Here is a 21,081-nt window from a genome sequence, read left to right as displayed (position 1 = left end):
GGCAGGGCCATCGAAAAAGAGGAAAAGGAAGTCCGTGTAGGAGCGGCTTCAGCCGCGACGCTTTGCCGGGAACGTGTCGCGGCTGATGGCCCGAGGCCACGTAGAGCCGCTCCTACACGAAGCGCATCGCATCACTTGGTCCGCTCGAACAGTTCGCGGCCGATCAGCATGCGGCGGATTTCCGAGGTGCCGGCGCCGATCTCGTACAGCTTGGCGTCGCGCCACAGGCGCCCGGTCGGGTAGTCGTTGATGTAGCCGTTGCCGCCGAGCACCTGGATCGCCTGGCCGGTCAGCCAGGTCGCCTTCTCGGCCGCGTACAGGATGGCGCCGGCGGCGTCCTGGCGGGTGGTGCGGCCGGCGTCGCAGGCGCGCGCCACTGCATATACGTAGGCGCGGCAGGCATTGAGGCCCACGTACATGTCGGCCAGCTTGCCCTGCATCAGCTGGAAGCTGCCGATCGCCTCGCCGAACTGGCGGCGCTCGTGCACGTACGGCATCACCACGTCCATCGCTGCGGCCATCAGCCCCAGCGGGCCGCCGGACAGCACCAGCCGCTCGTAGTCCAGGCCCGACATCAGCACGCGCACGCCGCCGCCGACGCTGCCCAGCACGTTCTCCACCGGCACCTCGCAGTCCTGGAACACCAGTTCGCAGGTGTTGGAGCCGCGCATGCCGAGCTTGTCCAGTTTCTGCGCGGTGCTGAAGCCGGGCATGCCCTTCTCGACCAGGAACGCGGTGATGCCGCGCGCGCCGCCGGCCGGGTCGGTCTTGGCGTAGACCACCAGCACGTCGGCATCGGGGCCGTTGGTGATCCACATCTTGTTGCCGTTGAGCACGTAGCGGTCGCCGCGCAGCTCGGCGCGCAGCTTCATCGAGACCACGTCCGAACCGGCGCCCGGTTCGCTCATCGCCAGCGCGCCGACGTGTTCGCCGCTGCACAGCCGGGGCAGGTAGCGTGCCTTCTGCGTTTCGCTGCCGTTCTTGCGCAGCTGGTTCACGCACAGGTTCGAATGCGCGCCGTAGGACAGGCCGATCGCGCCGGAGGCGCGCGAGATCTCCTCCATCGCCACCACGTGCGCCAGGTAGCCCATCGCGCTGCCGCCGTACTCTTCCTCCACGGTCAACCCGAGCAGGCCTTGCTCGCCGAGCTTGCGCCACAGCGGCGCCGGGAACGCGTTGTCGCGGTCGGCCTGCTCGGCCAGCGGCGCGATCTCGCGCGCGGCGAAGGCGGCCACCGTGTCGCGCAGCAGGTCGATGTCCTCGCCCAGTTCGAAATTCAACGACGGCATCAGCATGGCGGGCGGCTCCGGAAGCAGGCGTGCGGCGAATGGGGCGCCTAGAATCCAGGCGGCGCCGGGGAATGGACGCCAGCGTAGCCGGGAACGGCGAAGAAGTGAACAATAATTCATTAATTGAACCTAGAATCACCCCATGGCCTACAAACGCTCCGCGCTGATGGAAGAACGCCTCGCCGGCAACCGCCAGCGGATCCTGCTGGCGGCGCGGCGGCTGGTCGCCGCCGGCGGCTTCCGCGGCGCGCCGGTGACCGCGGTGGCGGCCGAGGCCGGGGTGTCCACCGGGCTGATCTACCGCCACTTCCCGTCCAAGGCCGAGCTGTTCGTGGAAGTGCTGACCGCGGCGGTGGACCACGAACTGGCGATCCTGCACGGCATCGCCGCCGAACCGGCGTCGGCGACGCAGCGCCTGCGCGCGGCGATCGCCTCGTTCGTGCGCCGCGCGCTGGCCGGGCCGGGGCTGGCCTACGCCTTCATCGCCGAGCCGGTCGAGCCGGAGGTGGATGCCGAGCGCATCCGCTGCCGGCGCCTGTTCGGCGACCTGTTCAAGGGCATCCTCGCCGAGGGCGTGGCCGCGGGCGAATTCCCGGCGCAGGACCTGGACGCGGCCGCGGCCTGCCTGGTCGGCGCCTACACCGAAGCCCTGGTCGGGCCGACCGCGCCCAGCCGCGACGGCCCGCGCGACAGCGAGCGTCTGGTCGAGGCGGTGTGCGGGTTCTGTCTGCGCGCGGTCGGCAGCGCGCAGGCGTAATAGGCGCGTCCTACGGGCCACGCCGTTTCCGACATCTGCGCAGTGCGGTTCCGGCGGCGAACCGACAGCGCGAGAGGGTAGGGGGTGGCGCAGTGCTCCGGTCGCCATGTCGTGCGACCGACGATGCGCCAGGACAGCCTTCATGCCGAAGCCGTGCCCCGGCGCGCGGCAAAACTGCTGCGATGCAGCACGCATCGTCTGCGATTCGCTGCGTCGCCGGACTGCCGTGCGCGGCAAACGCTGGCTATACTCGGCCGCGTAGCGGTGGTCCGGTCACCACGTGCCAAAGGGGTGTGATGTGCGGAATTACGACCTCGAATTTCTCAAGCGGTTCTCGATGGTGATCGGCCTGTTGGTCGTCATCACCCTCGGGCTGATCGCGTTCGCGGCCTATTTGCAGCGGGCGATCCCGCCGGAGGTGTCGCCGGTGGCGCTCAAGCGCACCGAGGAACGCATCGCCCCGGCGGGCGCGGTGTATGCCGGCAGCACCGGCGCTGCGGCGCAGGCGGCCGCGCAGGCGGCGGCGCTGGCCAAGGCGTCGGCGCAGGTCGCCTACGGCGGCACCACCGACGGCAAGGTGATCTTCGACAACCTGTGCACCGCCTGCCACACCACCGGCGTCGGCAAGGCGCCAACCCTGGACCATTCGCACTGGGATGCGCGCATCGCGCAGGGCAAGGACACGCTGTACAAGCACGCGATCGAGGGCTACACCGGCCCCGATGGCGGGATCATGCCGCCCAAGGGTGGCAACCCGGCGCTCAGCGAAGCGCAGATCCACGCCACGGTCGATTGGATGCTGTCCAACCTGAAGTAACCTGCGCTTCCTGCGGGTTTTTCCAGCGCCGCCTCCGGGCGGCGCGTTCGTATTCGATGCCGGCCCCATGCCGGCGAGCTAAGGAGAGTGATCGCATGCGCCTGTTGCCCCCGCTGTTGTCGTTGCTGCTGGTTGCCGGCGCACCCGCCGCGCATGCGTTGACGCCGCCGCAGATGGTGCCGATCGGGCAGCTGCGGCCGGCCGACAGCGCGCAGGGCGTGGTGTTCGAAGGCGTGGTCACCGCGCGCGTGCAGGCCGGCGGCGACGGCTATCTGGTGCAGGACGCCGGCGATGGCGATCCGCTCACCGCCGACGCGCTGCTGGTGCAAGGCGATGCCGACGCCTCACTGGTGCCGGGCGACCGGGTGCGGGTCTGGGGCGAACTGGCGCCGCGGCGCGCGGCCAGCCTGGCGTCCGCCGGCACGCCGTTCGCCGGGCGCAGCGTACGCGCCGCCGGGCACACCGTGTTGGCGCGCGCGCAGCCGCTGCCGCTGCAGGTGCTCGACGCCGTACCGGCCGACTGGTCGGCGCTGGCCGGCATGCGCGTGCGCATCGATGCGCCGCTGACCGTGGTCGATACCGATGCGCTGGCCAAGGCCGGCGAACTCGGCGTCGCTTTCGGCGGACGCCTGTGGCAACCCTCCGAAATCGCCGCGCCGGGCAGCGCCGAGCTGGCCGCGACGAACGCCGACAATGCGCGGCGCCTGCTGCTGCTGGACGAAGCCGGCACGCATGCGCCCGACAGCCTGCCCGCTTATCTGGGCAGCGGCGAAGCCACCGCGGCGCCGCGCGCCGGCACCACGCTGCAGGGCGTGGAAGGCATCGTCGGCGGCGTGGTCGAGGGTGCGGCGCGGCTGTATCCGACTGCGCCGTTGCAGTTGGCCCCGCCGCCGGCACCGGCGCCGCCGCAGGTCGCCGGCACGCTGCGCGTGGCCGCGTTCAACCTGGAGAACTTCTTCAACGGCGATGGCCGCGGCGGCGGTTTCCCGACCCTGCGCGGGGCGCGCAACGCGGCCGAATTCCAGGCGCAGCTGGCCAAGCTGGTCGCCACCATCCGTCCGCTGCAGGCCGACGTCGCCGCGCTGATGGAGCTGGAAAACGACGGCTACGGGCCGACCTCGGCGATCGCCACGTTGGTCGCCGCGCTCAATGCCGGCGATGGCGGCGACTGGCGCTTCGTCGATGCCGGGCGCGGCCCGGGCGACAACCCGATCCGGGTCGGCCTGATCTACCGCGCCTCGCGGGTCAGCCCGGTCGGCAAGCCGGCGGTGCTGGAAGGCGGCCCGTTCGCCGCGCACAGCCGGGTGCCGCTGGCGCAGGCGTTCCGGCGCGGCACCGGGCAGCCGTTCGTGGTCGTCGCCAACCACTTCAAGTCCAAGGGCTGCGGCGACGCGGCCGGCGACGATGCCGACCGCGGCGACGGCCAGGGCTGCTGGAACGCCACCCGCACCGACTCGGCGCGGCGCCTGGATGCCTGGCTGCGCAGCGACCCGACCGGCAGCGGCAGCACCGTCAGCGTGCTGCTCGGCGACTTCAACGCCTATGCGATGGAAGACCCGCTGCGCCTGCTGCGCGACGCCGGCTGGCGCGACGCGCTGGCGCAGGCGCACGTCGAACAGCCCTACAGCTTCATCTACAGGGGCCTGAGCGGCCGCCTGGACCACGCCCTGCTGAGTCCGGCGCTGGCACCGCTGCTGCGCGGCGCCGCCGAATGGCATATCAATGCCGACTCGCCCGACGCCGACGGCTATCGCGAGCGCAACCTGCCGGGTCCGTGGCGCAGCTCCGATCACGATCCGCTGCTGCTGGGCTTTGAGCTTTGAGAGCCGGGATTGGGGATTCGGGATTGGGGATTGGTTGAAGCGCGGGGTCGCGGTCGGTCGGTTTTGAGGTCTGCGTTTCGGAAAAGAGCGTGGAATGACCAGCTGTTCGGCAGTTGAACAGTCGGGATTGGAATTGGGATTGGGATGGGGCGGGCCGCAGGCCGCGAATCCCGCTTTTGCCAATCCCGAATCCCGAATCTCCAATCCCTGCTACTAACAGTGCCTGCTGCGCCGCCAGTTCCACACGTGCGCGCTCGCCAGCAGCAGGCTGCCGGCCACGGTGACCGGGGTTTCGGCCTGCGCGCTGGGGAACCCGATCGCGCCGGCCAGCAGGCCGCACAGGCCCAGCACGGCCATCGTCCACAGCGGCCATGGCAGCGGACGCTGCCGCTGTGCGCGCCATAGCGCCAGTCCGGCCAGCGGCAGCGCGATCGCCACGAACAGCCCATGCACCCATTCGGCCTGCGCCCACACGCCGAACAGCGGCAGGGCCGCGGCCAGCAGCGGCAGCGCCAGGCAGTGCAGCAGGCACAGCCCGGACAGGAGCACGGCTGAGGCATCGAAGAACGGCTGGGGCAGGGATTTCATGGGCGGCGATTCCGGCATTGAAGTGTTATATAGTAACATTTCTCCCGCCACGTCCAAGCCGCCATGCCAACGTCCGCCGTGCTCGACCGCCGCCTCCCCGTCACCGTCCTGTCCGGCTTTCTCGGCGCCGGCAAGACCACCTTGCTCAACCGCGTGCTGCGCAACCGCGACGGCCGCCGCGTGGCGGTGATCGTCAACGACATGAGCGAGATCAACATCGATGCGGCGCTGATCCGCGACGGCGGCGCCGCGCTCAGCCGCACCGAAGAGACCCTGGTCGAGTTCAGCAACGGCTGCATCTGCTGCACGCTGCGCGAGGACCTGCGCCAGGAGGTGCAGCGCCTGGCCGACAGCGGGCGCTACGACTACCTGCTGATCGAATCCACCGGTATCTCCGAGCCGATGCCGGTCGCCGCCACGTTCGCGGTGCGCGACGAACACGGCCGCAGCCTGGCCGACGTGGCGCGGCTGGACACCATGCTCACCGTGGTCGACGGAGTGAGCTTCCTGCGCGATTTCGGCTCGGCCGAACGGCTGGCCGAGCGCGGCCTGCAGGCCGGCGCCGACGACGATCGCGGCCTGGTCAACCTGCTGGTGGAGCAGATCGAATTCGCCGACGTGATCGTGATCGGCAAATGCGACCTGGCCACCGCGGACACGGTGGCGCGTACCCGCGCGGTGCTGCGCGCGCTCAATCGCGACGCGCGCATCGTCGAAGCCAGCCACGGCGACGTGCCATTGGACCTGGTGCTGGACACCGGCCGTTTCGACTTCGTGCGCGCGCAGCTGGCGCCGGGCTGGATGCAGGCGCTGCGCGGCGACCACGTGCCGGAGACCGAGCAGTTCGGCATCGGCAGCTTCGTCTACCGCGCACAGCGTCCGTTCCATCCCTTGCGTTTCGCGCGGCTCGCGCAGCGCGGCCTGCGTGACGTGGTCCGCAGCAAGGGCTTCTTCTGGCTGGCCAGCCGCATGGACTGGGTCGGCGAGCTATCCATTGCCGGCGCGGCCACCCAGACCCAGGCCGCCGGCTTCTGGTACGCCGCGCGCGAACGCGTCGAACAGGGCTTGCTGGATGCGCCGCTGCCATTGCCGCCGCAGCCGTTGCCCTACACCGAGCTGGGCTGGCAGCGGCAGCACAGCGCGTGCTGGAGCGCGCCGCCGCCGCGTGCCGAGGAAGTGGGCGATGCGCGCGAATACGCGGCGCTGCGCGCGCTGTGGCACCCGCTGTGGGGCGACCGCCGCCAGGAGCTGGCGGTGATCGGCGTCGATCTGGACGAGGCGCGGGTGCGCGCCGAACTCAACGCCTGCCTGCTCGACGACGCGGAACTGCGGCGCGGGCCGCTGGCCTGGCAGGCGCTGGCCGATCCGTTCCCGCTGTGGCGGCGCTGAGGCTGCAGGGAAGGCCCGTGTTTCTGGTGCGCTGGCCTGTTCATTGGCCACAAGCCATCTGCACAGGGAGGCCTCCGCGCTTCGTTCGTCGCGGCTGAAGCCGCTCCTACACGGATCCGGGTGCTTGAAGGGCGCACTGTAGGAGCGGCTTCAGCCGCGACAGAAGCCCACGCCGCCCACGGCCCCACTAACCGCGCGCACCCACCGCGATCAGCACGATCGCCAGCAACGCCAGCCCCAGTCCCGCCCGGTTCCAGGCACTGGTCTTCTCGCCGAAGGCCAGCACACCGAGCAGCGCGCCCAGCACGATCACGCCCAGGTTCATCGCCGCGAACACCACCGCCGGGCTGTCCGGCAGCGCCTGGTGCGCGCGCACGTAGAAGGCGATGTTGCCGAAGTTGAGCGCGCCCAGCAGCAGCCCGGCGCCGAGGTTGCGCCAGGCCAGCGGCGCGCTGCCGCGCAGGTGCCGCCACAGCTGCACCCCCAGCAGCAGCACGAAGGCGATCGCGAAGGCGACCAGCAGCGAGGCGGCGAACGGCGTGCCGGCCTGGGCGATGCGCTTGAGCGACACGTCGATCAGGGCGAAGCCGGCCCACACCAGCAGCAGCCACGGCGCGGCGCGCGCGGCGCCGGCCGGTGCCGCTGCGGGCCGGTGCACGATGCCGGCGATGGCCAGCAGGCCCAGCGCCAGCCCGGCCAGCTTGTAGCCGTTGGCGCGCTCGCCGAACAGCGCGAACGCGGCCGCCAGCGACAGCAGCAGCGACAGCCGCTGCGCCGCGTCGGTGCGCACGATGCCGGCCAGCGCCACCGCGCGGCCCAGCACCAGGAACAGCGCTGGCAATAGCACCGACAGGCCGAGCAGCGCCGCCCATGGCGCCTGCGCGCTGCGCAGGGTGGCCAGCGGCGGTTGCAGCACCGCCGCGCACAGCAGCGCCGCCGCCAGATAGTTCCAGGTCACGGCCTGGGCCAGGTCGATACGCCGCCGCGGCGCCAGCTTCAGCAGCGCCGAGACCAGCACACTGCACATCACACTCAGAAGAACGAACGCCACGCACAGGGATCCGGTCGGGGGAGAGAACGCTGCGTGCGCATGGCCGGCATGTGGCCTGCACCCAGCACCGGTATTATGAGCGCATGACCTCTCCCGCTTTCCCTACCGAATCCGGCGCCTTGACGCTGGACGGCCCCGCCGGCCCGCTCGAGGCCGCGGTCGATCTGCCCGATGCCGCGGTGGCCGCCGTGCCGGTCACCGCGATCGTCTGCCACCCGCTGTCCACCGAGGGCGGCACCATGCACAACAAGGTGGTGACGATGGTCGCGCGCGCGCTGCGCGAACTCGGCGTGCACGTGGTGCGTTTCAACTTCCGCAGTGTCGGCGCCTCCGCCGGCAGTTTCGACCACGGCGACGGCGAGCAGCAGGACCTGGCGGCGGTGGCCGCCTGGGTGCGCGCGCAGCGCCCGCACGATGCGCTGTGGCTGGCCGGCTTCAGCTTCGGCGCCTACGTGACGCTGCGCGCCAGCGCCGCGCTGCAGCCGCAGGCGCTGGTGTCGATCGCGCCGCCGGCCGGGCGCTGGGATTTCGCCGGTATGGAACCGCCGCCGCAGTGGCTGGTGATCCAGGGCGACGCCGACGAGATCGTCGATCCGCAGGCCGTGTACGACTGGCTGGAGACGCTGGAGCAGCAGCCCGAACTGGTGCGCATGCCCGACACCAGCCATTTCTTCCACCGCAAGCTGATCGACCTGCGCGGCGCCTTGCAGCACGGGGTCAAGGCATGGCTGCCGGCGCAACAGGCGTGAGCGCGGTGCGTCGACAGGCGGCCGCATGGCCGCAGGCAGGGCGCTGCGCGGGCGCGCGCCGATGAGCGCCGCAGACACGCCTTCGCAACGCTACGCCGCCGGCGTGGCGCGCGGCGACTGGCGCGACGATCCGGCGCAGCACACCGCGCTGGCCGAGCTGGACCGCATCCACGCCGCGATCGTGGACAGCGACCAGGATGGCTGGCTGGATCGCCTGGCCGCGTTCTGGAAAAAGCCCGAGCCGGTGCGCGGCCTGTATTTCTGGGGCGGCGTGGGCCGCGGCAAGACCTTCCTGGTCGATCTGTTCTACGACGGCCTGCCGATCGAGCAGAAGTACCGCACCCACTTCCACCGTTTCATGCGCGGCGTGCACGAGCGCCTGCGCGAGCATGCCGGGCAGAGCGATCCGCTGGCCAAGATCGCGCAGGAATGGCGCACGCAATTGCGCGTGCTGGTGCTGGACGAATTCTTCGTCACCGACATCGGCGATGCGATGCTGCTGGCGCGGTTGCTGGAGCGCCTGTTCGCCGAGGGCGTGACCCTGGTCACCACTTCCAACACCGCGCCGCAGAACCTGTACCTCAACGGCCTGCAGCGCGAGAGCTTCCTGCCGGCGATCGCGCTGCTGCAGAAGTACTGCGTGGAGCTGTACGCCGAGGGCACCGAGGACTACCGCATGCGCGCGCTGACCCGCTCGCCGGTGTACCGCGCGCCGCTGGACGCGCAGTCCGACGCGTGGCTGGACGGGCGCTGGGGCGAGCTCAGCGGCAACGAAGCCGCGCGCAGCGGCAACATCGTCATCGAGGCGCGCAAGATCCCGGTGCGCGGCCGCGGCAAGAGCATCGCCTGGTTCGATTTCGCCGCGCTGTGCGAAGGCCCGCGCGGGCCGGCCGACTACATCGAGATCGCGCGCGAGTTCAACACCGTGCTGCTCGGCGGCATCCCGCACTTCGACCGCATGAACGAAGACGCGGCGCGGCGGTTCGTCAACCTGATCGACGAACTGTACGACCGCCAGGTCAACCTGGTCTGCACCGCGCAGGATCCGCCGCCGCAGCTGTACAGCGGCGAGCGCCTGGCCGGCGCGTTCGAGCGCACCGCCTCGCGCCTGATCGAGATGCAGAGCGCCGAGTACCTGGCCACCGCGCACCGCGCCTGAGGGGGCGAGGCGATGGCCTCGGCGAGAGAGCGGCATGCCGTTTTCTCGCCAGGCCTTCTCCTGGAAACCCACGTACGTTGACGCGGGTCCTCGGCCGCGAAACTGTGGCGCACACGGAACGCTTGCCGCTTGCGTTCGTCGCGGCTGAAGCCGCTCCTACAGTGCACCCGGTGAGTCTGCCGCGGCTTCTGTAGGAGCGGCTTCAGCCGCGACGAACGAAGCAATGCGGCCGGCAGACGTCGCATTCCTGCCTGGGCCGACAGCCGCAACGAACCAAACGGCGCATGTCCGACCTGTCCGATTGAAAAAGTGCTTGCAATTAAATAGCGCGCTATGTAAATTGCGCCCATGCCGAAGAAGCGCACCCCTGCCGAGATCCCCAGCCGCGACGCGGCCCTGCAGTTGGATCAGCAACTGTGCTTCGCGCTGTACTCGGCCAACCTGGCGATGCACAAGCTCTATCGCGGTCTGCTGAAGGCGCTGGACCTGACCTATCCGCAGTACCTGGTGATGCTGGTGCTGTGGGAAGAAGACGCACGCACGGTCGGGGCGATCGGCGAGCGGCTGTTCCTGGATTCGGCCACGCTGACGCCGCTGTTGAAGCGCCTGCAGGCCGGCGGCCTGGTCACGCGCGAACGCTCGGCCGACGACGAACGCCAGGTCGTGGTGCGCCTGACCGCGGCCGGCCGCGCCTTGCGCAACAAGGCCGGCACGGTGCCCGAGCAGGTGTTCTGCGCGGCGGCGTGCTCGCTGCAGGACCTGCGCCAGCTCAAGCAGCAACTGGAAACCTTGCGCGGCAACCTGGGCGGCGGCTGATGCCGTTGCCACGGAGCCGACACAGGTCCATGACGTTCCGTTAATTAAATAGTGTGCTATTAAATAGCTGTCAATCAACCGGCGCGACGCGCCTCACCAGGAGCAACCACCATGGCCTCACCCGAAAAGATCCTCTACACCGCCCACGCCACCGCGACCGGCGGCCGCGAAGGCCGCGCCGTGTCTTCCGACAAGGCGCTGGACGTGAAGCTGTCCACCCCGCGCGAGCTGGGCGGCGCCGGCGGCGACGGCACCAATCCGGAGCAGCTGTTCGCGGCCGGCTATTCGGCCTGCTTCATCGGCGCGATGAAGGCGGTGGCGGCGCAGGACAAGCAGAAGCTGCCGGGCGAGGTCAGCATCGAAGGCAGCGTCGGCATCGGCCAGATCCCGGGCGGCTTCGGCATCGCGGTGGAACTGCGCATCGCGGTGCCGGGCATGCCGCGCGAGGAGCTGCAGGCGCTGGTCGACAAGGCGCACCAGGTCTGCCCGTACTCCAACGCGACCCGCGGCAACATCGACGTGAATCTGGTCGTCCTCGACTGATCGATGCGGCTGGTCCGAAGACCCCGTCGCGCGACTGCGCGGCGGGGTTTTTTGCTGTCTGCCATACGGCAGTGGTCCGAGCCACCGTGCCGTACGCGACGCGACGGCATCGAGAGCAAGGCCGGCAGTTGGTCGGCCGAGAACGAAACGGCTTTCAAGACGCCGATCCGCGAACAATTCGAACAGCAGGGCCATCCGTGCCACACGAGCGCGCGGCTGTGTGGTGACAGTAGCGAGATGCGGTGCAGACGCGGTGGGATGCTGGGACTGGGGCTGCCGGCGGCGTTGAACGAGCCGGAAACTGATCCGATTCGGAGTACTCCGTAACTGAGCGAGCGCGATAGCTCCGCATTGCATGCGCTGCGGTCACTGGCCGTTCCATCGATCGTGTCTACCAGCTCGGCTGTTGTTTCTGCTTCCGCTTCTGCTGTTGCTGTCGCTTTTGCTTTGCTTTTGATCTACCGGGTCCCCTCAGCGCGGCAGCCCCGGCGGGCGAATACCCGAAGGGCGGCGCGCAGGATGCGCGACGTTTTTCGTTGGCACATGGATGTGCCATCGAAAAATGCCCGTCGGGGCTGCGGACCCGGAGCGCGCAGCGCGGAGGGCGCGCTGCGGGGTGTGCTTTCTTTTGGTTACTTTTCTTTGCACAAGCAAAGAAAAGTGACCCGCGCCAGCGGAAGCTCTTGCTCTTGCTTCAAAGCTTCAAGCTCTAAAGCTTCAAAATCTCAATGCCAGAACCAAGGCAAAGGCTTTCGCCTTGCGGCGAGTCACTTTTCTTTGCTCGCGCAAAGAAAAGTAACCAAAAGAAAGCGCGCCCTGCCTAGCGCCCTCAGCGCTGCGCGCTCCGGGTCCGCGTCCATACCGGGGATTCGCGGAAGGGGCATCCTGCCCCTGCCGCGAACGGCGCACATCCTTGTGCGCCGCCCCTTCGGGGTTTTTCCCCGCCATGGCCGCCGCTTCGGAAGGGAACCGGTAGGTCAAAAGCCACAGCAACAGCCACAGCCACAGCCACAGCAACGCCTCACGCAATTACGATGACGACACGACCGCACCGACGGCAGTCGGTCGCATGTCATGGCGACAGCGATCGCATCGCCTTCGTCTCGAAACTTGTGTCGTATCCACAGCCGCGGCGGCATTGCTGTGCTGCAGATTGAGGTGGAACTGGGTCAATGTAATAGTGCGAAGACCATCACCTTTGTGTGCGCCATGCTCAGCTCCGCCTACAACGCCGATACCGTTGCCGCCTTCATCCAGGGCGCGCGCCGCCTGCTGGTCCTCACCGGTGCGGGCATGTCCGCCGAAAGCGGCGTGCCGACCTTCCGTGGCCAGGACGACAGCCTGTGGGCGCGCTTCGATCCGCAGCAGCTGGCCACCGAGGAAGCGTGGCGGGCGGACCCGGCGCTGGTCTGGGGCTGGTATCGCTGGCGCATGGCGATCGTCGCCCAGGCGCAGCCGCATGCCGGACACCACGCGCTGGTGCGCCTGGCCGGACTGAAGAGCACCACCCTGGCGACCCAGAATGTGGACGACCTGCACCAGCGCGCCGGCAGCGAGGTCGCCGCGCATGTGCATGGGCGGCTGTCGGCGTTGCGCTGCGGCGACTGCGGCCAGGCCTGGCACGGCCTGCTGCCGCCGATCGACGTGCAGGCCCCGACACAGCGTCTGACCCCGCCGGTGTGCGCGGCCTGCGGCGGCGCGGTGCGCCCGGGCGTGGTGTGGTTCGGCGAGGCGCTGCCGGCCGCCGACTGGGCGCGCGCCGAGAGCGCCGCCGATGCGGCTGACCTGGTGCTGGTGATCGGCAGCTCCGGCCTGGTCTATCCGGCGGCCGGGCTGCCGCTGCGCGCCAAGGAGCGCGGCGCCTACGTGGTCGAGATCAACCCCGAGCCCAGCGCGCTGTCCGCACGCGCCGACCTGCACTGGCGCGACAGCGCGGCAGTGGCCTTGCCGCTGTTGTTGCAGCGCTGGCGGGCGGGCTGAAGCCAGGCGCAGGCGATCCGCGCCCGCAAGCGCTCAGCGCAACGTACGCAGGAACGCGTCCACCGCGTCGGTATAGGCCGAGGGCAGGCCCAGGTCGTGGTTGATCTCGGCGTGGCTGCGGTCCTGCGGTAGCACCTCGACGCGGATCCGCCGCGCCGCCGCCTTGTCGGCCAGGTGCCGGGCCTGCGCGCAGGCATCGGCGCGGCGGCTGGAGCACACCGCCAGCAGCGGCGGCGCGGCGGTGCCCATCTGGTGATACGGCGAGGCGGCGATCCAGTCGCTGCGCTGGCTGCCGAAGGCGCGGTCGTACAGCGGCAGGTGCCGCGCCTGCATCACCTGCTCCACGTCCATCGCGGCGCTGTCCAGCGCCACGGTGGCCAGCGGCGCGTGCGCGCCGGCCTGCGCCAGCAGCGTCGGCGACAGGTCCAGCAGCGCCACCAGGTGCGCGCCGGCCGAGTGCCCCATCAACACCATCCGTGCTCCATCGGCGCCCCAGCCGGCGGCCAGCGCCTGCACCTTGGCCACCGCGAGGGCGACATCGCCGGCCTGCTGCAGCGGCGTGGCCTGCGGCAGCAGGCGGTAGTTCACCGACACCAGCGCGTAGCCCTGCGGCAGCCAGTGCGCGACCTTGTTGGCGGCGACCCCGGGATTGTCCTTGTCGCCGTTGGCCCAGCCGCCGCCGTGCACCATCACGATCAGCGGCGCGTTGCGCGCATTGGCGGGCAGGTAGACATCGAAGCGTTGCGCCGGATCGGCGCCGTAGGCGACATCGCGCAGCACGCGCGCTCCCTCGGGCAGCGGCGCGCGCGGCGCGGCGGCCGACTGCGCCAGCCGCGCGCGCAGCCGTTCGCGCAGGCCGCCATCCTGCGCTTGCAGCGTTGCCGCGGATAGCGCGGTCAGCAGCAGCGAGACGCCGAGCAGGGTGCGGGCGAGCGAAGTCATTGGCGGAGTCCTTGGAGGGCGGCGGCGGGGAAGGGAAGGGGGAGGGGGCGTGGCAGCGATCCGTTTCCGGCGCGAACGCGATGCCGTGCGTCCGCGGGCGCAGCGGCTGCCGCGGTGCGCATGGCTGTCTGCGCCGTCGCCGCGGTGCCGGCGCTCATGCCTCGCGCACCCGCAGCGTGGCGCGCAATCCGTGCGGCGCGGCGTTGTCCAGGCGCAGTTCGCCATGGTGCTGGCGGGCGACGCGCTCGACGATCGCCAGGCCCAATCCGCTGCCGCCGTGGCCGCCATGCACGAACGGCTGCTGCGCGTTTGCGGCCAGCGCCGGATCCAGCCCCGGGCCGTGATCGCGCACTTCGATCCGCCAGCCGTCGCCGTCGCGCGCCAGGCGCAACTGGAACGGTGCGGCACCGTGGCGCTCGGCATTGCCGATCAGGTTGCCGAGCGCGCGCTGCAGCGCCATCGGCTTGGCGTACAGCGGCGCCTGCGCCGGCAGGTCGACGTCCCAGGCCGCCTGCGCCGCGCCCAGCGCATGCCGGCACAGTTCGACCAGGTCCAGCGGCGCGCTGGCCTCGTCGCGGCCGTCGCGGGCATAGGCGATGAACTGCGCCAGGATCGCATCGATCTCGCCGATGTCGCGTTCCATCCCCTCGCGCAGTTCCGGCTCCACCTGCGGCAGCAGCGCCAGCGCGTACTGCAGGCGGGTCAGCGGCGTGCGCACGTCGTGCGAGATGCCGGCCAGCATCAGCGTGCGTTCGGCCGCGGCGGTGCGCACGTCGGCGCTGGCGTCGGTCAGCGCCCGTGCCAGGTCGTTCACTTCGCGCGGGCCGCCGCTGACCACCGGCACGGCGCCGTCGCCGCGCACCAGATGCGGCGCCGCCTGCGCCAGCTGCCGCAGCGGCAGCACCAGGCGCCGCGCGAAATAGGCCGCCGCCAGCCACACCAGCAGCGCGCAGGCGGCCAGCAACGCCACCGAGAAGCGGCGTACGCCGTGGCCGCGGCGCTCGCCGGCGAACGACACCCACAGCGGATCGGGGGTGGCGAGCTTCAGCCACACCGCGCCGTCGCCGTCGCCGCGGCGCAGCTCGCGGCCTGGGCCGAGCTGGTCCGCCGCGCGCCGTTGCAGTTCGTCGGCCAGCGGCCCGCTGCGCGCATCCACCACCGGCGGCGGCGCATGCCGGACCTGCAGCCCGGCCTCGCGCAGCGCCGGCTCCAGCGCCGCCGCCGACGGCGAGCGCTGCAGCGCCTCGGCGACGTTGGCGAAGCCGTCCATCGCCCGCAGCAGTTGCTGCGCGGCCGGGCGCAGCGCCAGTTCGCGGCCAAGCAGCAGCGCCAGCAGGCCGGCCCCGGCCAGTACCAGCGCGATCACCAGCGCCAGCTGCCCGAACAGGCTGCGCGGCCAGCCATCGCCGACGTGGCGGGTGCGGCTCATGGCGCAGTCTCCGGCGGCACGTACACGTAGCCGATGCCCCACACGGTCTGGATCAGCCGCGGCGTGCGTGCGTCGTCCTCGAGCAGCTTGCGCAGCCGCGCCACGGTGACGTCGATGCTGCGCGCGAAGGCGTCGTGCTCGCGGCCGTGCGCCAGGCTCATCAGGCGGTCGCGGCTGAGCGGCTGCTGCGGATGCCGCAGCAGCACCGACAGCACCGCGAACTCGGCGGTGGTCAGCTTCAGCGGCTGCCCGTCGCAGCTCAGTTCGCGCCGGCCCAGGTGCAGGCGGAAGCGGCCGAAGCCGATCTCGCCGCCGTCCGGTTGCGGCGCGCCGGCGCCGGCCGGGCGCGTGCGGCGCAGCACCGCGCGGATCCGCGCCAGCAGCTCGCGCGGGTTCACCGGCTTGGGCAGGTAGTCGTCGGCGCCGATCTCCAGGCCGACGATGCGGTCGACCTCGTCGCCCTTGGCGGTGAGCATCACGATCGGCGTGGTGTCGCCCTGGCCGCGCAGGCGCCGGCAGATCTCCAGGCCGCTCTCGCCGGGCAGCATCAGGTCCAGCACCACCAGGTCGTAATGGCCGCGCGCAAGCGCCTGCTGCAGCTGGGCGCCGTCGGCCACCGCCTTCACCGAGAAGTCCTGGCTTTCCAGATAGCGGCGCAGCAGTTCGCGCAGGCGTTCGTCGTCGTCGACCAGGAGCAGGCGGGCAGGGGCGTCGTTCATGGACGCCACTATCGGCTGCGCCACGGTCGCCCGGCAACGCCCGCCGTGCGGACTTTGTAAGCGGATGTTTCCGCCGCCGCCCGCAGAAACATCCGCTGGTCACACCGCAACACCTTGCGCCCGCAGGCGGCCTACCGTGGCTCCACCGCAGCCACCCGCTGCCTATCCGGAGAGGACACGATGAAAACCTCGATGCACAGTTCGATCTTGCTGCTCACCCTGGCCGTGGGCGGTCTGACCGCCCTGGCGGCGACCGACGCGCAGGCGCGCGAACGCACCCGCACCCGCACCGCCAGCCATGTGGACGGTGCCCGCAGTGCCGCGGTGAATGCCAGCGTCAGCGGCGCCAACGGCAGCCGGGCGCGGGCGCGCCAGTGGCAGGCCGATGGCCAGGGCAACGCGTCGGGCACTAGCGGTGGCACCGCCAGCGGCGTCAACGGCGGTTCGGCCACGCGCCAGGGCGCCTTCTACCGCAACGCCGACGGCAGCGCCGGCCGCCAGGGCAGCGCCAGCGTCAGCGGCGCCAACGGCGGCAGCGCCAGCAGCAGCGGCAGCGTCGCCAAGAGCGCCGACGGCAGCGTCACCGGCAGCCGCCAGACCAGCGCCACCGCCGCCAACGGCGCCAGCTACCAGGGCTCGACCACGGCCGCCGGCGGCAGCGTCAGCCACACCGGCACCTGCACCAATGCTGCCGGCGAGGTCGTGGCCTGCCGCCCGTGACCACGAGCCGCGGGCGCGGCGACCGCACGCCCGCGGCGCCCATCGTCTCCCGTTGCGGCGCAGCCTGCGCCGCAACGCCTTTGTTTCCCCTCTATTTCCGTTTCCCGAGGATCGCCATGAAGCTTGTCATTGCCTGTGGAGCGCTGTGCAGCCTGCTGTTGGCCGGCACCGCCGCCGCCCAGACCACGCCAACCGCGCCGACCGCCGCACACAAACAACAGCTGCAGCAGCGGCTGAAGGCGGCCGACGCCAACGGCGACGGTCTGATCAGCCGCAGCGAGGCCGATGCGTCGCTGCCGCGCATCGCCAAGCGCTTCGATGCGCTCGACGGCAACCGCGACGGCCAGTTGTCGCCGGACGAGCTGCGCGCGGCCATGCAGGCCATGCAACAGGCCAAGCAGCGCGAACCCTGAGCCGGCGATGCGCCCCTGGTTGCCACTGCTGGTGTTGTCGTTGCTGGCCACGGTCGCCGCGCTGGAGGCCTGGGTCTGGCGCAGGCGCGGTCGTCGCTACGACTGGAAGGCCTACTGGGCCTCGCTCGGCGATGCGCTCGGCCGCGCCGCGCTGGGCCTGCTGCTGCAGGGCGGTGTGGTCGGCGCGCTGCTGTACGCGGTCTGGCCGCTGCGGGTGGCGACGGTCGCGATGGACCGGCCCTGGCACTGGCTGGCGTTGTTCGTGGGCCAGGAGTTTTGCTACTACTGGATGCACCGCGCCGATCATCGGGTGCGCTGGTTCTGGCTCAACCACGCGGTGCATCACTCTCCCCAGCAGTACACCCTGGCCAATGCCTACCGGCTGGGCTGGACCGGCAAGCTCACCGGCGCGGCAGTGTGCTTCGCGCCGTTGGTGTGGCTGGGCTTCCCGGTGCCTTACGTGCTCGGCGCGCTGGCGGCGAACCTGTTCTACCAGTTCTGGCTGCATACCGAGCTGATCGGACGCCTGCCGCGGCCGCTCGAATGGGTGTTCAACACGCCGGCGCACCACCGCGTGCACCACGCCAGCAATCCCGAATACCTGGACTGCAACTACGGCGGGGTGCTGATCGTGTTCGACCGGCTGTTCGGCAGCGTCCGCGCCCAGCGGCCCGGGGTGCCGCCACGCTATGGGCTGACGACGCCGCTGCGCAGCCACAACCCGGTGACGATCGCCTTCCATGCCTGGCCGCCGCTGCTGCGCGACCTGCGCCGCGCCCGCGGCTGGCGGCAGCGCCTGCGGGTGCTGTTCGGCCCGCCCGGGGCAGCGGTGACCGACGCGCCGACCGACGCCCCGCGCAGTTAGCGCAGATCGGCGTGGCCGGCCGCGCCCGGCCAGCCGCCGACGGGGTCGCCGAGGCCCTTGCGGCATGGGCGCTACGGCCGTTTCCAGGCCCGCTCCGGCGCCCCGCTGCAGGGATGTGCGGCCTCGCCACAGCAAATGGTTGCCCCGCTTGGGTTTTCGGTTTTGTGACTACATTTAGCGTTGACGACGCCCGGGGACCCCACTATCTTGTGGTGGTCGGTTCCAGCAGCCACCAGGCTGCGGGATCAAAAGGGAAGCCGGTGCGGCGCGCGAGCGCTCAGGCCGGCGCTGCCCCGCAGCGGTAATTGGGAACGAACCCGTCACCCGCACTGAGGCGCCCTGCCTTGGGAAGCGACGGGCTAGGAACCGGCCATCGGCCGTCGCCCATAAGCCCGAAGACCTGCCGACAGCCGCGCGATGCACACAGCGCGGCGCCGACCGTTGAATCTCCGGGGGGAGATGGTCGGTGAAGCGTTGACCGCCCGCAGGCTCGCGCCTGCGCCGTCGCGGTCTCTGCGACACCGCGTCTCCACCCTGCTGATCCGGTCGGACCGTTGCCTGCGAGGGTCAGGCAGCCGGGTGCACCACGCTTGGAGACCTTCATGAGCCAGACCCACAGCCTGCCGGCCGCAGCCCCCCTCGACACCGCCGATGTCGACCCCACGCCTGCCGCCGCCGCTGCCGCGCAGCCCGATGCGGCCGCCAGCGAGCCGAGCAACGACCAGCGCGCCGTGACCTGGATCGTCAAGGACGGCGGCAACCGCCGCATGGCCTTCGACCGCTCGCGCCTGCAGCGCACCCTGGACCGGATCCATGCCGAGTTCCCGCAGCTGGACGTGGCCGACTACGAGCGCAAGGCGTTCGCCTTCGTCGAGAAGAAGGAAAGCCTGTCGGCCGACGAGATGGTCGACTACCTGATCCGCGAGGCCGAGTCGCGCGTGGACATCGCCACGCCGGAGTGGGAGTACTTCGCCGCGCGCCTGTACCTGCACCGCCTGTACAAGCGCGCCAGCAAGAACCGTTTCTACGATGCCGGCGAGAAGTACGGCTCCTACGTCGGCCTGCAGGAAAGCCTGGCCGACCGCGGCGTGTACTCGATCGACATCCTCAAGAACTACTCCAAGGACGAGCTGGCCGAAGCCGGCCGGATGATCGACCCGGAGCGCGACAAGCTGTTCGCCTACAACGGCCTGTACCTGCTGGCCACGCGCTACCTGGCCACCGACAACTCGCGCAAGGTCTACGAACTGCCGCAGGAGCGCTGGCTGACCATCGCGCTGTACCTGATGCAGGACGAGAAGCCGCGCGAGCGGCGCATGCAGCTGGTCGGCGAGGCCTACTGGGCGCTGTCCAACCTGTACATGACCGTGGCCACGCCGACCCTGGCCAACGCCGGCAAGATCGGCGGGCAGCTGTCGAGCTGCTTCATCGACACCGTCGACGACAGCCTGCAGGGCATCTACGACTCCAACACCGACGTGGCGCGCGTGTCCAAGCACGGCGGCGGCGTCGGCGCCTACCTGGGCTACGTGCGTTCGTCCGGCTCGGCGATCCGCGGGGTCAAGAACTCCAGCGGCGGCGTGGTGCCGTGGATCAAGCAGCTCAACAACACCGCCGTGTCGGTGGACCAGCTCGGCCAGCGCAAGGGCGCCATCGCCGTGTACCTGGACATCTGGCACCGCGACATCGAGGCGTTCCTGGACCTGCGCCTGAACAACGGCGACCAGCGCCTGCGCGCGCACGACGTGTTCACCGCGGTGTGCGTGCCGGACATCTTCATGGAAGCGGTGGAGCGCCGCGGCGAGTGGTACCTGTTCGACCCGCACGAGGTGAAGGAGGTCAAGGGCTGGTACCTGCAGGACTTCTTCGACGAGAAGCGCGGCGAAGGCAGCTTCCGCGCCCGCTACGAGGAAGTGGTGGCCGACGAGCGCATCGGCCGCAAGGTGGTCAAGGCCATCGACATGCTCAAGCGGATCATGGTCAGCCAGCTGGAGACCGGCAACCCGTTCATGTTCTATCGCGACGAAGTCAATCGCATGAACCCGAACAAGCACCAGGGCATGGTCTATTCCAGCAACCTGTGCACCGAGATCCTGCAGAACATGAGCCCGACGCGGGTCATCCAGGAGATGATCAGCGGCGACCAGATCGTGACCACCAAGCAGGCCGGCGACTTCGTCGTGTGCAACCTGTCCTCGGTGAACCTGGGCCGCGCGGTCACCGCGCAGCCGGACCTGCTGTCGCCGGACGTGCTGGAGCGGCTGATCAGGGTGCAGGTGCGCATGCTCGACAACGTGATCGACCTCAACGACCTGCCGGTGCCGCAGGCCACGATCACCAACCAGAAGTACCGCGCGATCGGCCTGGGCACCTTCGGCTGGCACCATCTGCTGGCGCAGAAGGGCATCGAGTGGAACTCCAGGCAGGCCGAGGACTACTGCGATGAGCTGTACGAACGCATCAACTACCTGACCATCCAGGCGAGCCTGGCGCTGGCCAAGGAGAAGGGCGCGTACAAGGTGTTCAAGGGCAGCGACTGGCAGAACGGCGAGTACTTCAGCAAGCGCGGCTACGACAGCGCCGAGTGGCAGGAACTGGCCGCGCAGGTCAGCATCAACGGCGTGCGCAACGCCTGGATGATCGCGGTGGCGCCGAACATGAGCACCGCGCAGATCGCCGGCTCCACCGCCTCGATCGACCCGATCTACAGCGCGTTCTACTACGAAGAGAAGAAGGACTTCCGCCGTCCGGTGGTGGCGCCGGGCCTGACCGTGGACACCTATCCGTACTACGAGAAGGGCGCCTACCGGGTCGACCAGTTCGCCAGCGTGCGCCAGAACGCGCGCCGCCAGCGCCATGTCGACCAGTCGATCAGCTTCAACTTCTACGTGCCCAGCACCATTCGCGCCAGCACCCTGCTCGACCTGCACATGACCGCGTGGAAGGAAGGCCTGAAGACCACCTACTACGTGCGCTCCAACGACATCGACATCAGCGAATGCGAGTGGTGCTCGAGCTGATCGCCACCCCGT

The 21,081-nt window shown here is 70.3% G+C and carries 20 protein-coding genes and 1 riboswitch; of the genes, 13 read left to right on the top strand and 7 right to left on the bottom strand.

Annotated elements, in window-relative coordinates:
• Window positions 1-131: 131 nt before the first annotated feature.
• Window positions 132-1,295, bottom strand: coding sequence for an isovaleryl-CoA dehydrogenase (locus HDC36_RS17295; protein ID WP_179569772.1), 1,164 nt, complete (start codon window positions 1,293-1,295; stop codon window positions 132-134).
• A gap of 136 nt (window positions 1,296-1,431) precedes the next feature.
• On the opposite strand from HDC36_RS17295, the gene HDC36_RS17290 reads away from it, so the two are divergent.
• The 3 genes from HDC36_RS17290 (at window position 1,432) to HDC36_RS17280 (ending at window position 4,686) form a co-directional block, all read left to right on the top strand.
• A complete protein-coding gene (locus HDC36_RS17290; protein WP_179569770.1) occupies window positions 1,432-2,046 on the top strand; it encodes a TetR/AcrR family transcriptional regulator in 615 nt (204 codons plus the stop codon).
• Window positions 2,047-2,344: 298 nt separating this feature from the next.
• Window positions 2,345-2,863, top strand: a complete 519-nt coding sequence (locus tag HDC36_RS17285) for a c-type cytochrome (protein ID WP_179569768.1) — start codon at window positions 2,345-2,347, stop codon at window positions 2,861-2,863.
• Between the two features lie 95 nt (window positions 2,864-2,958).
• On the top strand, window positions 2,959-4,686 hold the full coding sequence (locus HDC36_RS17280) for an ExeM/NucH family extracellular endonuclease (RefSeq protein ID WP_179569766.1): 1,728 nt from the start codon (window positions 2,959-2,961) through the stop codon (window positions 4,684-4,686).
• Window positions 4,687-4,899: 213 nt separating this feature from the next.
• Here HDC36_RS17280 and HDC36_RS17275 read toward each other — a convergent pair whose 3' ends face one another.
• Window positions 4,900-5,274, bottom strand: coding sequence for a MerC domain-containing protein (locus HDC36_RS17275; RefSeq protein WP_179569764.1), 375 nt, complete (start codon window positions 5,272-5,274; stop codon window positions 4,900-4,902).
• Window positions 5,275-5,337: 63 nt separating this feature from the next.
• Between HDC36_RS17275 and HDC36_RS17270 the strand changes: the two genes are divergently transcribed.
• Window positions 5,338-6,663, top strand: a complete 1,326-nt coding sequence (locus tag HDC36_RS17270; protein WP_179569762.1) for a GTP-binding protein — start codon at window positions 5,338-5,340, stop codon at window positions 6,661-6,663.
• 187 nt (window positions 6,664-6,850) lie between these two features.
• Here the strand turns inward: HDC36_RS17270 and HDC36_RS17265 are convergent, their stop codons facing one another.
• Complete coding sequence (locus HDC36_RS17265; protein WP_179569760.1) at window positions 6,851-7,714, bottom strand: EamA/RhaT family transporter; 864 nt, start codon at window positions 7,712-7,714, stop codon at window positions 6,851-6,853.
• An 83-nt stretch (window positions 7,715-7,797) separates the two neighbouring features.
• On the opposite strand from HDC36_RS17265, the gene HDC36_RS17260 reads away from it, so the two are divergent.
• From HDC36_RS17260 to HDC36_RS17245, 4 genes are all read left to right on the top strand, one after another.
• Window positions 7,798-8,463 carry an alpha/beta family hydrolase gene (locus HDC36_RS17260; RefSeq protein ID WP_179569758.1) on the top strand — a complete coding sequence of 222 codons (666 nt, stop codon included), beginning with the start codon at window positions 7,798-7,800 and terminating at the stop codon, window positions 8,461-8,463.
• A 61-nt stretch (window positions 8,464-8,524) separates the two neighbouring features.
• Entirely contained in the window at window positions 8,525-9,622 is a 1,098-nt protein-coding gene (gene zapE, locus HDC36_RS17255; RefSeq protein ID WP_179569756.1) for a cell division protein ZapE, read from the top strand.
• Window positions 9,623-9,970: 348 nt separating this feature from the next.
• Window positions 9,971-10,438, top strand: coding sequence for a MarR family transcriptional regulator (locus tag HDC36_RS17250; protein WP_179569754.1), 468 nt, complete (start codon window positions 9,971-9,973; stop codon window positions 10,436-10,438).
• Between the two features lie 111 nt (window positions 10,439-10,549).
• On the top strand, window positions 10,550-10,981 hold the full coding sequence (locus HDC36_RS17245) for an organic hydroperoxide resistance protein (RefSeq protein ID WP_145703847.1): 432 nt from the start codon (window positions 10,550-10,552) through the stop codon (window positions 10,979-10,981).
• Between the two features lie 717 nt (window positions 10,982-11,698).
• Here HDC36_RS17245 and HDC36_RS17240 read toward each other — a convergent pair.
• Window positions 11,699-12,010, bottom strand: coding sequence for a hypothetical protein (locus HDC36_RS17240; RefSeq protein WP_179569488.1), 312 nt, complete (start codon window positions 12,008-12,010; stop codon window positions 11,699-11,701).
• 180 nt (window positions 12,011-12,190) lie between these two features.
• Between HDC36_RS17240 and HDC36_RS17235 the strand changes: the two genes are divergently transcribed.
• Window positions 12,191-12,961, top strand: coding sequence for an NAD-dependent deacylase (locus tag HDC36_RS17235; RefSeq protein ID WP_179569752.1), 771 nt, complete (start codon window positions 12,191-12,193; stop codon window positions 12,959-12,961).
• 33 nt (window positions 12,962-12,994) lie between these two features.
• Here the strand turns inward: HDC36_RS17235 and HDC36_RS17230 are convergent, their stop codons facing one another.
• From HDC36_RS17230 to ompR, 3 genes are all read right to left on the bottom strand, one after another.
• On the bottom strand, window positions 12,995-13,903 hold the full coding sequence (locus tag HDC36_RS17230) for an alpha/beta hydrolase (protein WP_179569750.1): 909 nt from the start codon (window positions 13,901-13,903) through the stop codon (window positions 12,995-12,997).
• 154 nt (window positions 13,904-14,057) lie between these two features.
• Entirely contained in the window at window positions 14,058-15,332 is a 1,275-nt protein-coding gene (locus HDC36_RS17225) for an ATP-binding protein (RefSeq protein WP_179569748.1), read from the bottom strand.
• Window positions 15,329-16,051, bottom strand: coding sequence for a two-component system response regulator OmpR (gene ompR / locus HDC36_RS17220; protein ID WP_179569746.1), 723 nt, complete (start codon window positions 16,049-16,051; stop codon window positions 15,329-15,331). The genes HDC36_RS17225 and ompR overlap by 4 nt, the downstream gene beginning before the upstream one ends.
• Window positions 16,052-16,243: 192 nt before the next feature.
• Between ompR and HDC36_RS17215 the strand changes: the two genes are divergently transcribed.
• The 4 genes from HDC36_RS17215 (at window position 16,244) to HDC36_RS17200 (ending at window position 21,069) form a co-directional block, all read left to right on the top strand.
• Window positions 16,244-16,771, top strand: a complete 528-nt coding sequence (locus tag HDC36_RS17215) for a hypothetical protein (RefSeq protein WP_179569738.1) — start codon at window positions 16,244-16,246, stop codon at window positions 16,769-16,771.
• Window positions 16,772-16,887: 116 nt separating this feature from the next.
• Window positions 16,888-17,184, top strand: a complete 297-nt coding sequence (locus tag HDC36_RS17210) for an EF-hand domain-containing protein (protein WP_179569736.1) — start codon at window positions 16,888-16,890, stop codon at window positions 17,182-17,184.
• A 7-nt stretch (window positions 17,185-17,191) separates the two neighbouring features.
• Complete coding sequence (locus HDC36_RS17205; RefSeq protein WP_179569734.1) at window positions 17,192-18,049, top strand: sterol desaturase family protein; 858 nt, start codon at window positions 17,192-17,194, stop codon at window positions 18,047-18,049.
• Between the two features lie 200 nt (window positions 18,050-18,249).
• Window positions 18,250-18,472, top strand: a riboswitch (cobalamin riboswitch).
• 179 nt (window positions 18,473-18,651) lie between these two features.
• A complete protein-coding gene (locus tag HDC36_RS17200) occupies window positions 18,652-21,069 on the top strand; it encodes a ribonucleoside-diphosphate reductase subunit alpha (protein ID WP_179569732.1) in 2,418 nt (805 codons plus the stop codon).
• Window positions 21,070-21,081 lie beyond the last annotated feature (12 nt).

The organism is Xanthomonas sp. JAI131, assembly GCF_013410075.1.
GTDB lineage: Bacteria > Pseudomonadota > Gammaproteobacteria > Xanthomonadales > Xanthomonadaceae > Xanthomonas_A > Xanthomonas_A bonasiae.
Note: the sequence above shows the minus strand (reverse complement) of the source record. Positions and strands in the feature narration are given on the sequence as shown.

What these genes read in the sequence shown, in the direction of transcription:
- zapE (WP_179569756.1), top strand. Translation starts at nt 8,525, where the DNA reads ATGAGCGCCGCAGACACGCCTTCGCAACGCTACGCCGCCGGCGTGGCG.
- HDC36_RS17215 (WP_179569738.1), top strand. Translation starts at nt 16,244, where the DNA reads ATGCACAGTTCGATCTTGCTGCTCACCCTGGCCGTGGGCGGTCTGACC.
- HDC36_RS17260 (WP_179569758.1), top strand. Translation starts at nt 7,798, where the DNA reads ATGACCTCTCCCGCTTTCCCTACCGAATCCGGCGCCTTGACGCTGGAC.
- ompR (WP_179569746.1), bottom strand. Translation starts at nt 16,051, where the DNA reads ATGAACGACGCCCCTGCCCGCCTGCTCCTGGTCGACGACGACGAACGC.
- HDC36_RS17225 (WP_179569748.1), bottom strand. Translation starts at nt 15,332, where the DNA reads ATGAGCCGCACCCGCCACGTCGGCGATGGCTGGCCGCGCAGCCTGTTC.
- HDC36_RS17235 (WP_179569752.1), top strand. Translation starts at nt 12,191, where the DNA reads ATGCTCAGCTCCGCCTACAACGCCGATACCGTTGCCGCCTTCATCCAG.
- HDC36_RS17270 (WP_179569762.1), top strand. Translation starts at nt 5,338, where the DNA reads ATGCCAACGTCCGCCGTGCTCGACCGCCGCCTCCCCGTCACCGTCCTG.
- HDC36_RS17210 (WP_179569736.1), top strand. Translation starts at nt 16,888, where the DNA reads ATGAAGCTTGTCATTGCCTGTGGAGCGCTGTGCAGCCTGCTGTTGGCC.
- HDC36_RS17230 (WP_179569750.1), bottom strand. Translation starts at nt 13,903, where the DNA reads ATGACTTCGCTCGCCCGCACCCTGCTCGGCGTCTCGCTGCTGCTGACC.
- HDC36_RS17295 (WP_179569772.1), bottom strand. Translation starts at nt 1,295, where the DNA reads ATGCTGATGCCGTCGTTGAATTTCGAACTGGGCGAGGACATCGACCTG.
- HDC36_RS17250 (WP_179569754.1), top strand. Translation starts at nt 9,971, where the DNA reads ATGCCGAAGAAGCGCACCCCTGCCGAGATCCCCAGCCGCGACGCGGCC.
- HDC36_RS17290 (WP_179569770.1), top strand. Translation starts at nt 1,432, where the DNA reads ATGGCCTACAAACGCTCCGCGCTGATGGAAGAACGCCTCGCCGGCAAC.
- HDC36_RS17280 (WP_179569766.1), top strand. Translation starts at nt 2,959, where the DNA reads ATGCGCCTGTTGCCCCCGCTGTTGTCGTTGCTGCTGGTTGCCGGCGCA.
- HDC36_RS17205 (WP_179569734.1), top strand. Translation starts at nt 17,192, where the DNA reads ATGCGCCCCTGGTTGCCACTGCTGGTGTTGTCGTTGCTGGCCACGGTC.
- HDC36_RS17245 (WP_145703847.1), top strand. Translation starts at nt 10,550, where the DNA reads ATGGCCTCACCCGAAAAGATCCTCTACACCGCCCACGCCACCGCGACC.
- HDC36_RS17275 (WP_179569764.1), bottom strand. Translation starts at nt 5,274, where the DNA reads ATGAAATCCCTGCCCCAGCCGTTCTTCGATGCCTCAGCCGTGCTCCTG.
- HDC36_RS17200 (WP_179569732.1), top strand. Translation starts at nt 18,652, where the DNA reads ATGAGCCAGACCCACAGCCTGCCGGCCGCAGCCCCCCTCGACACCGCC.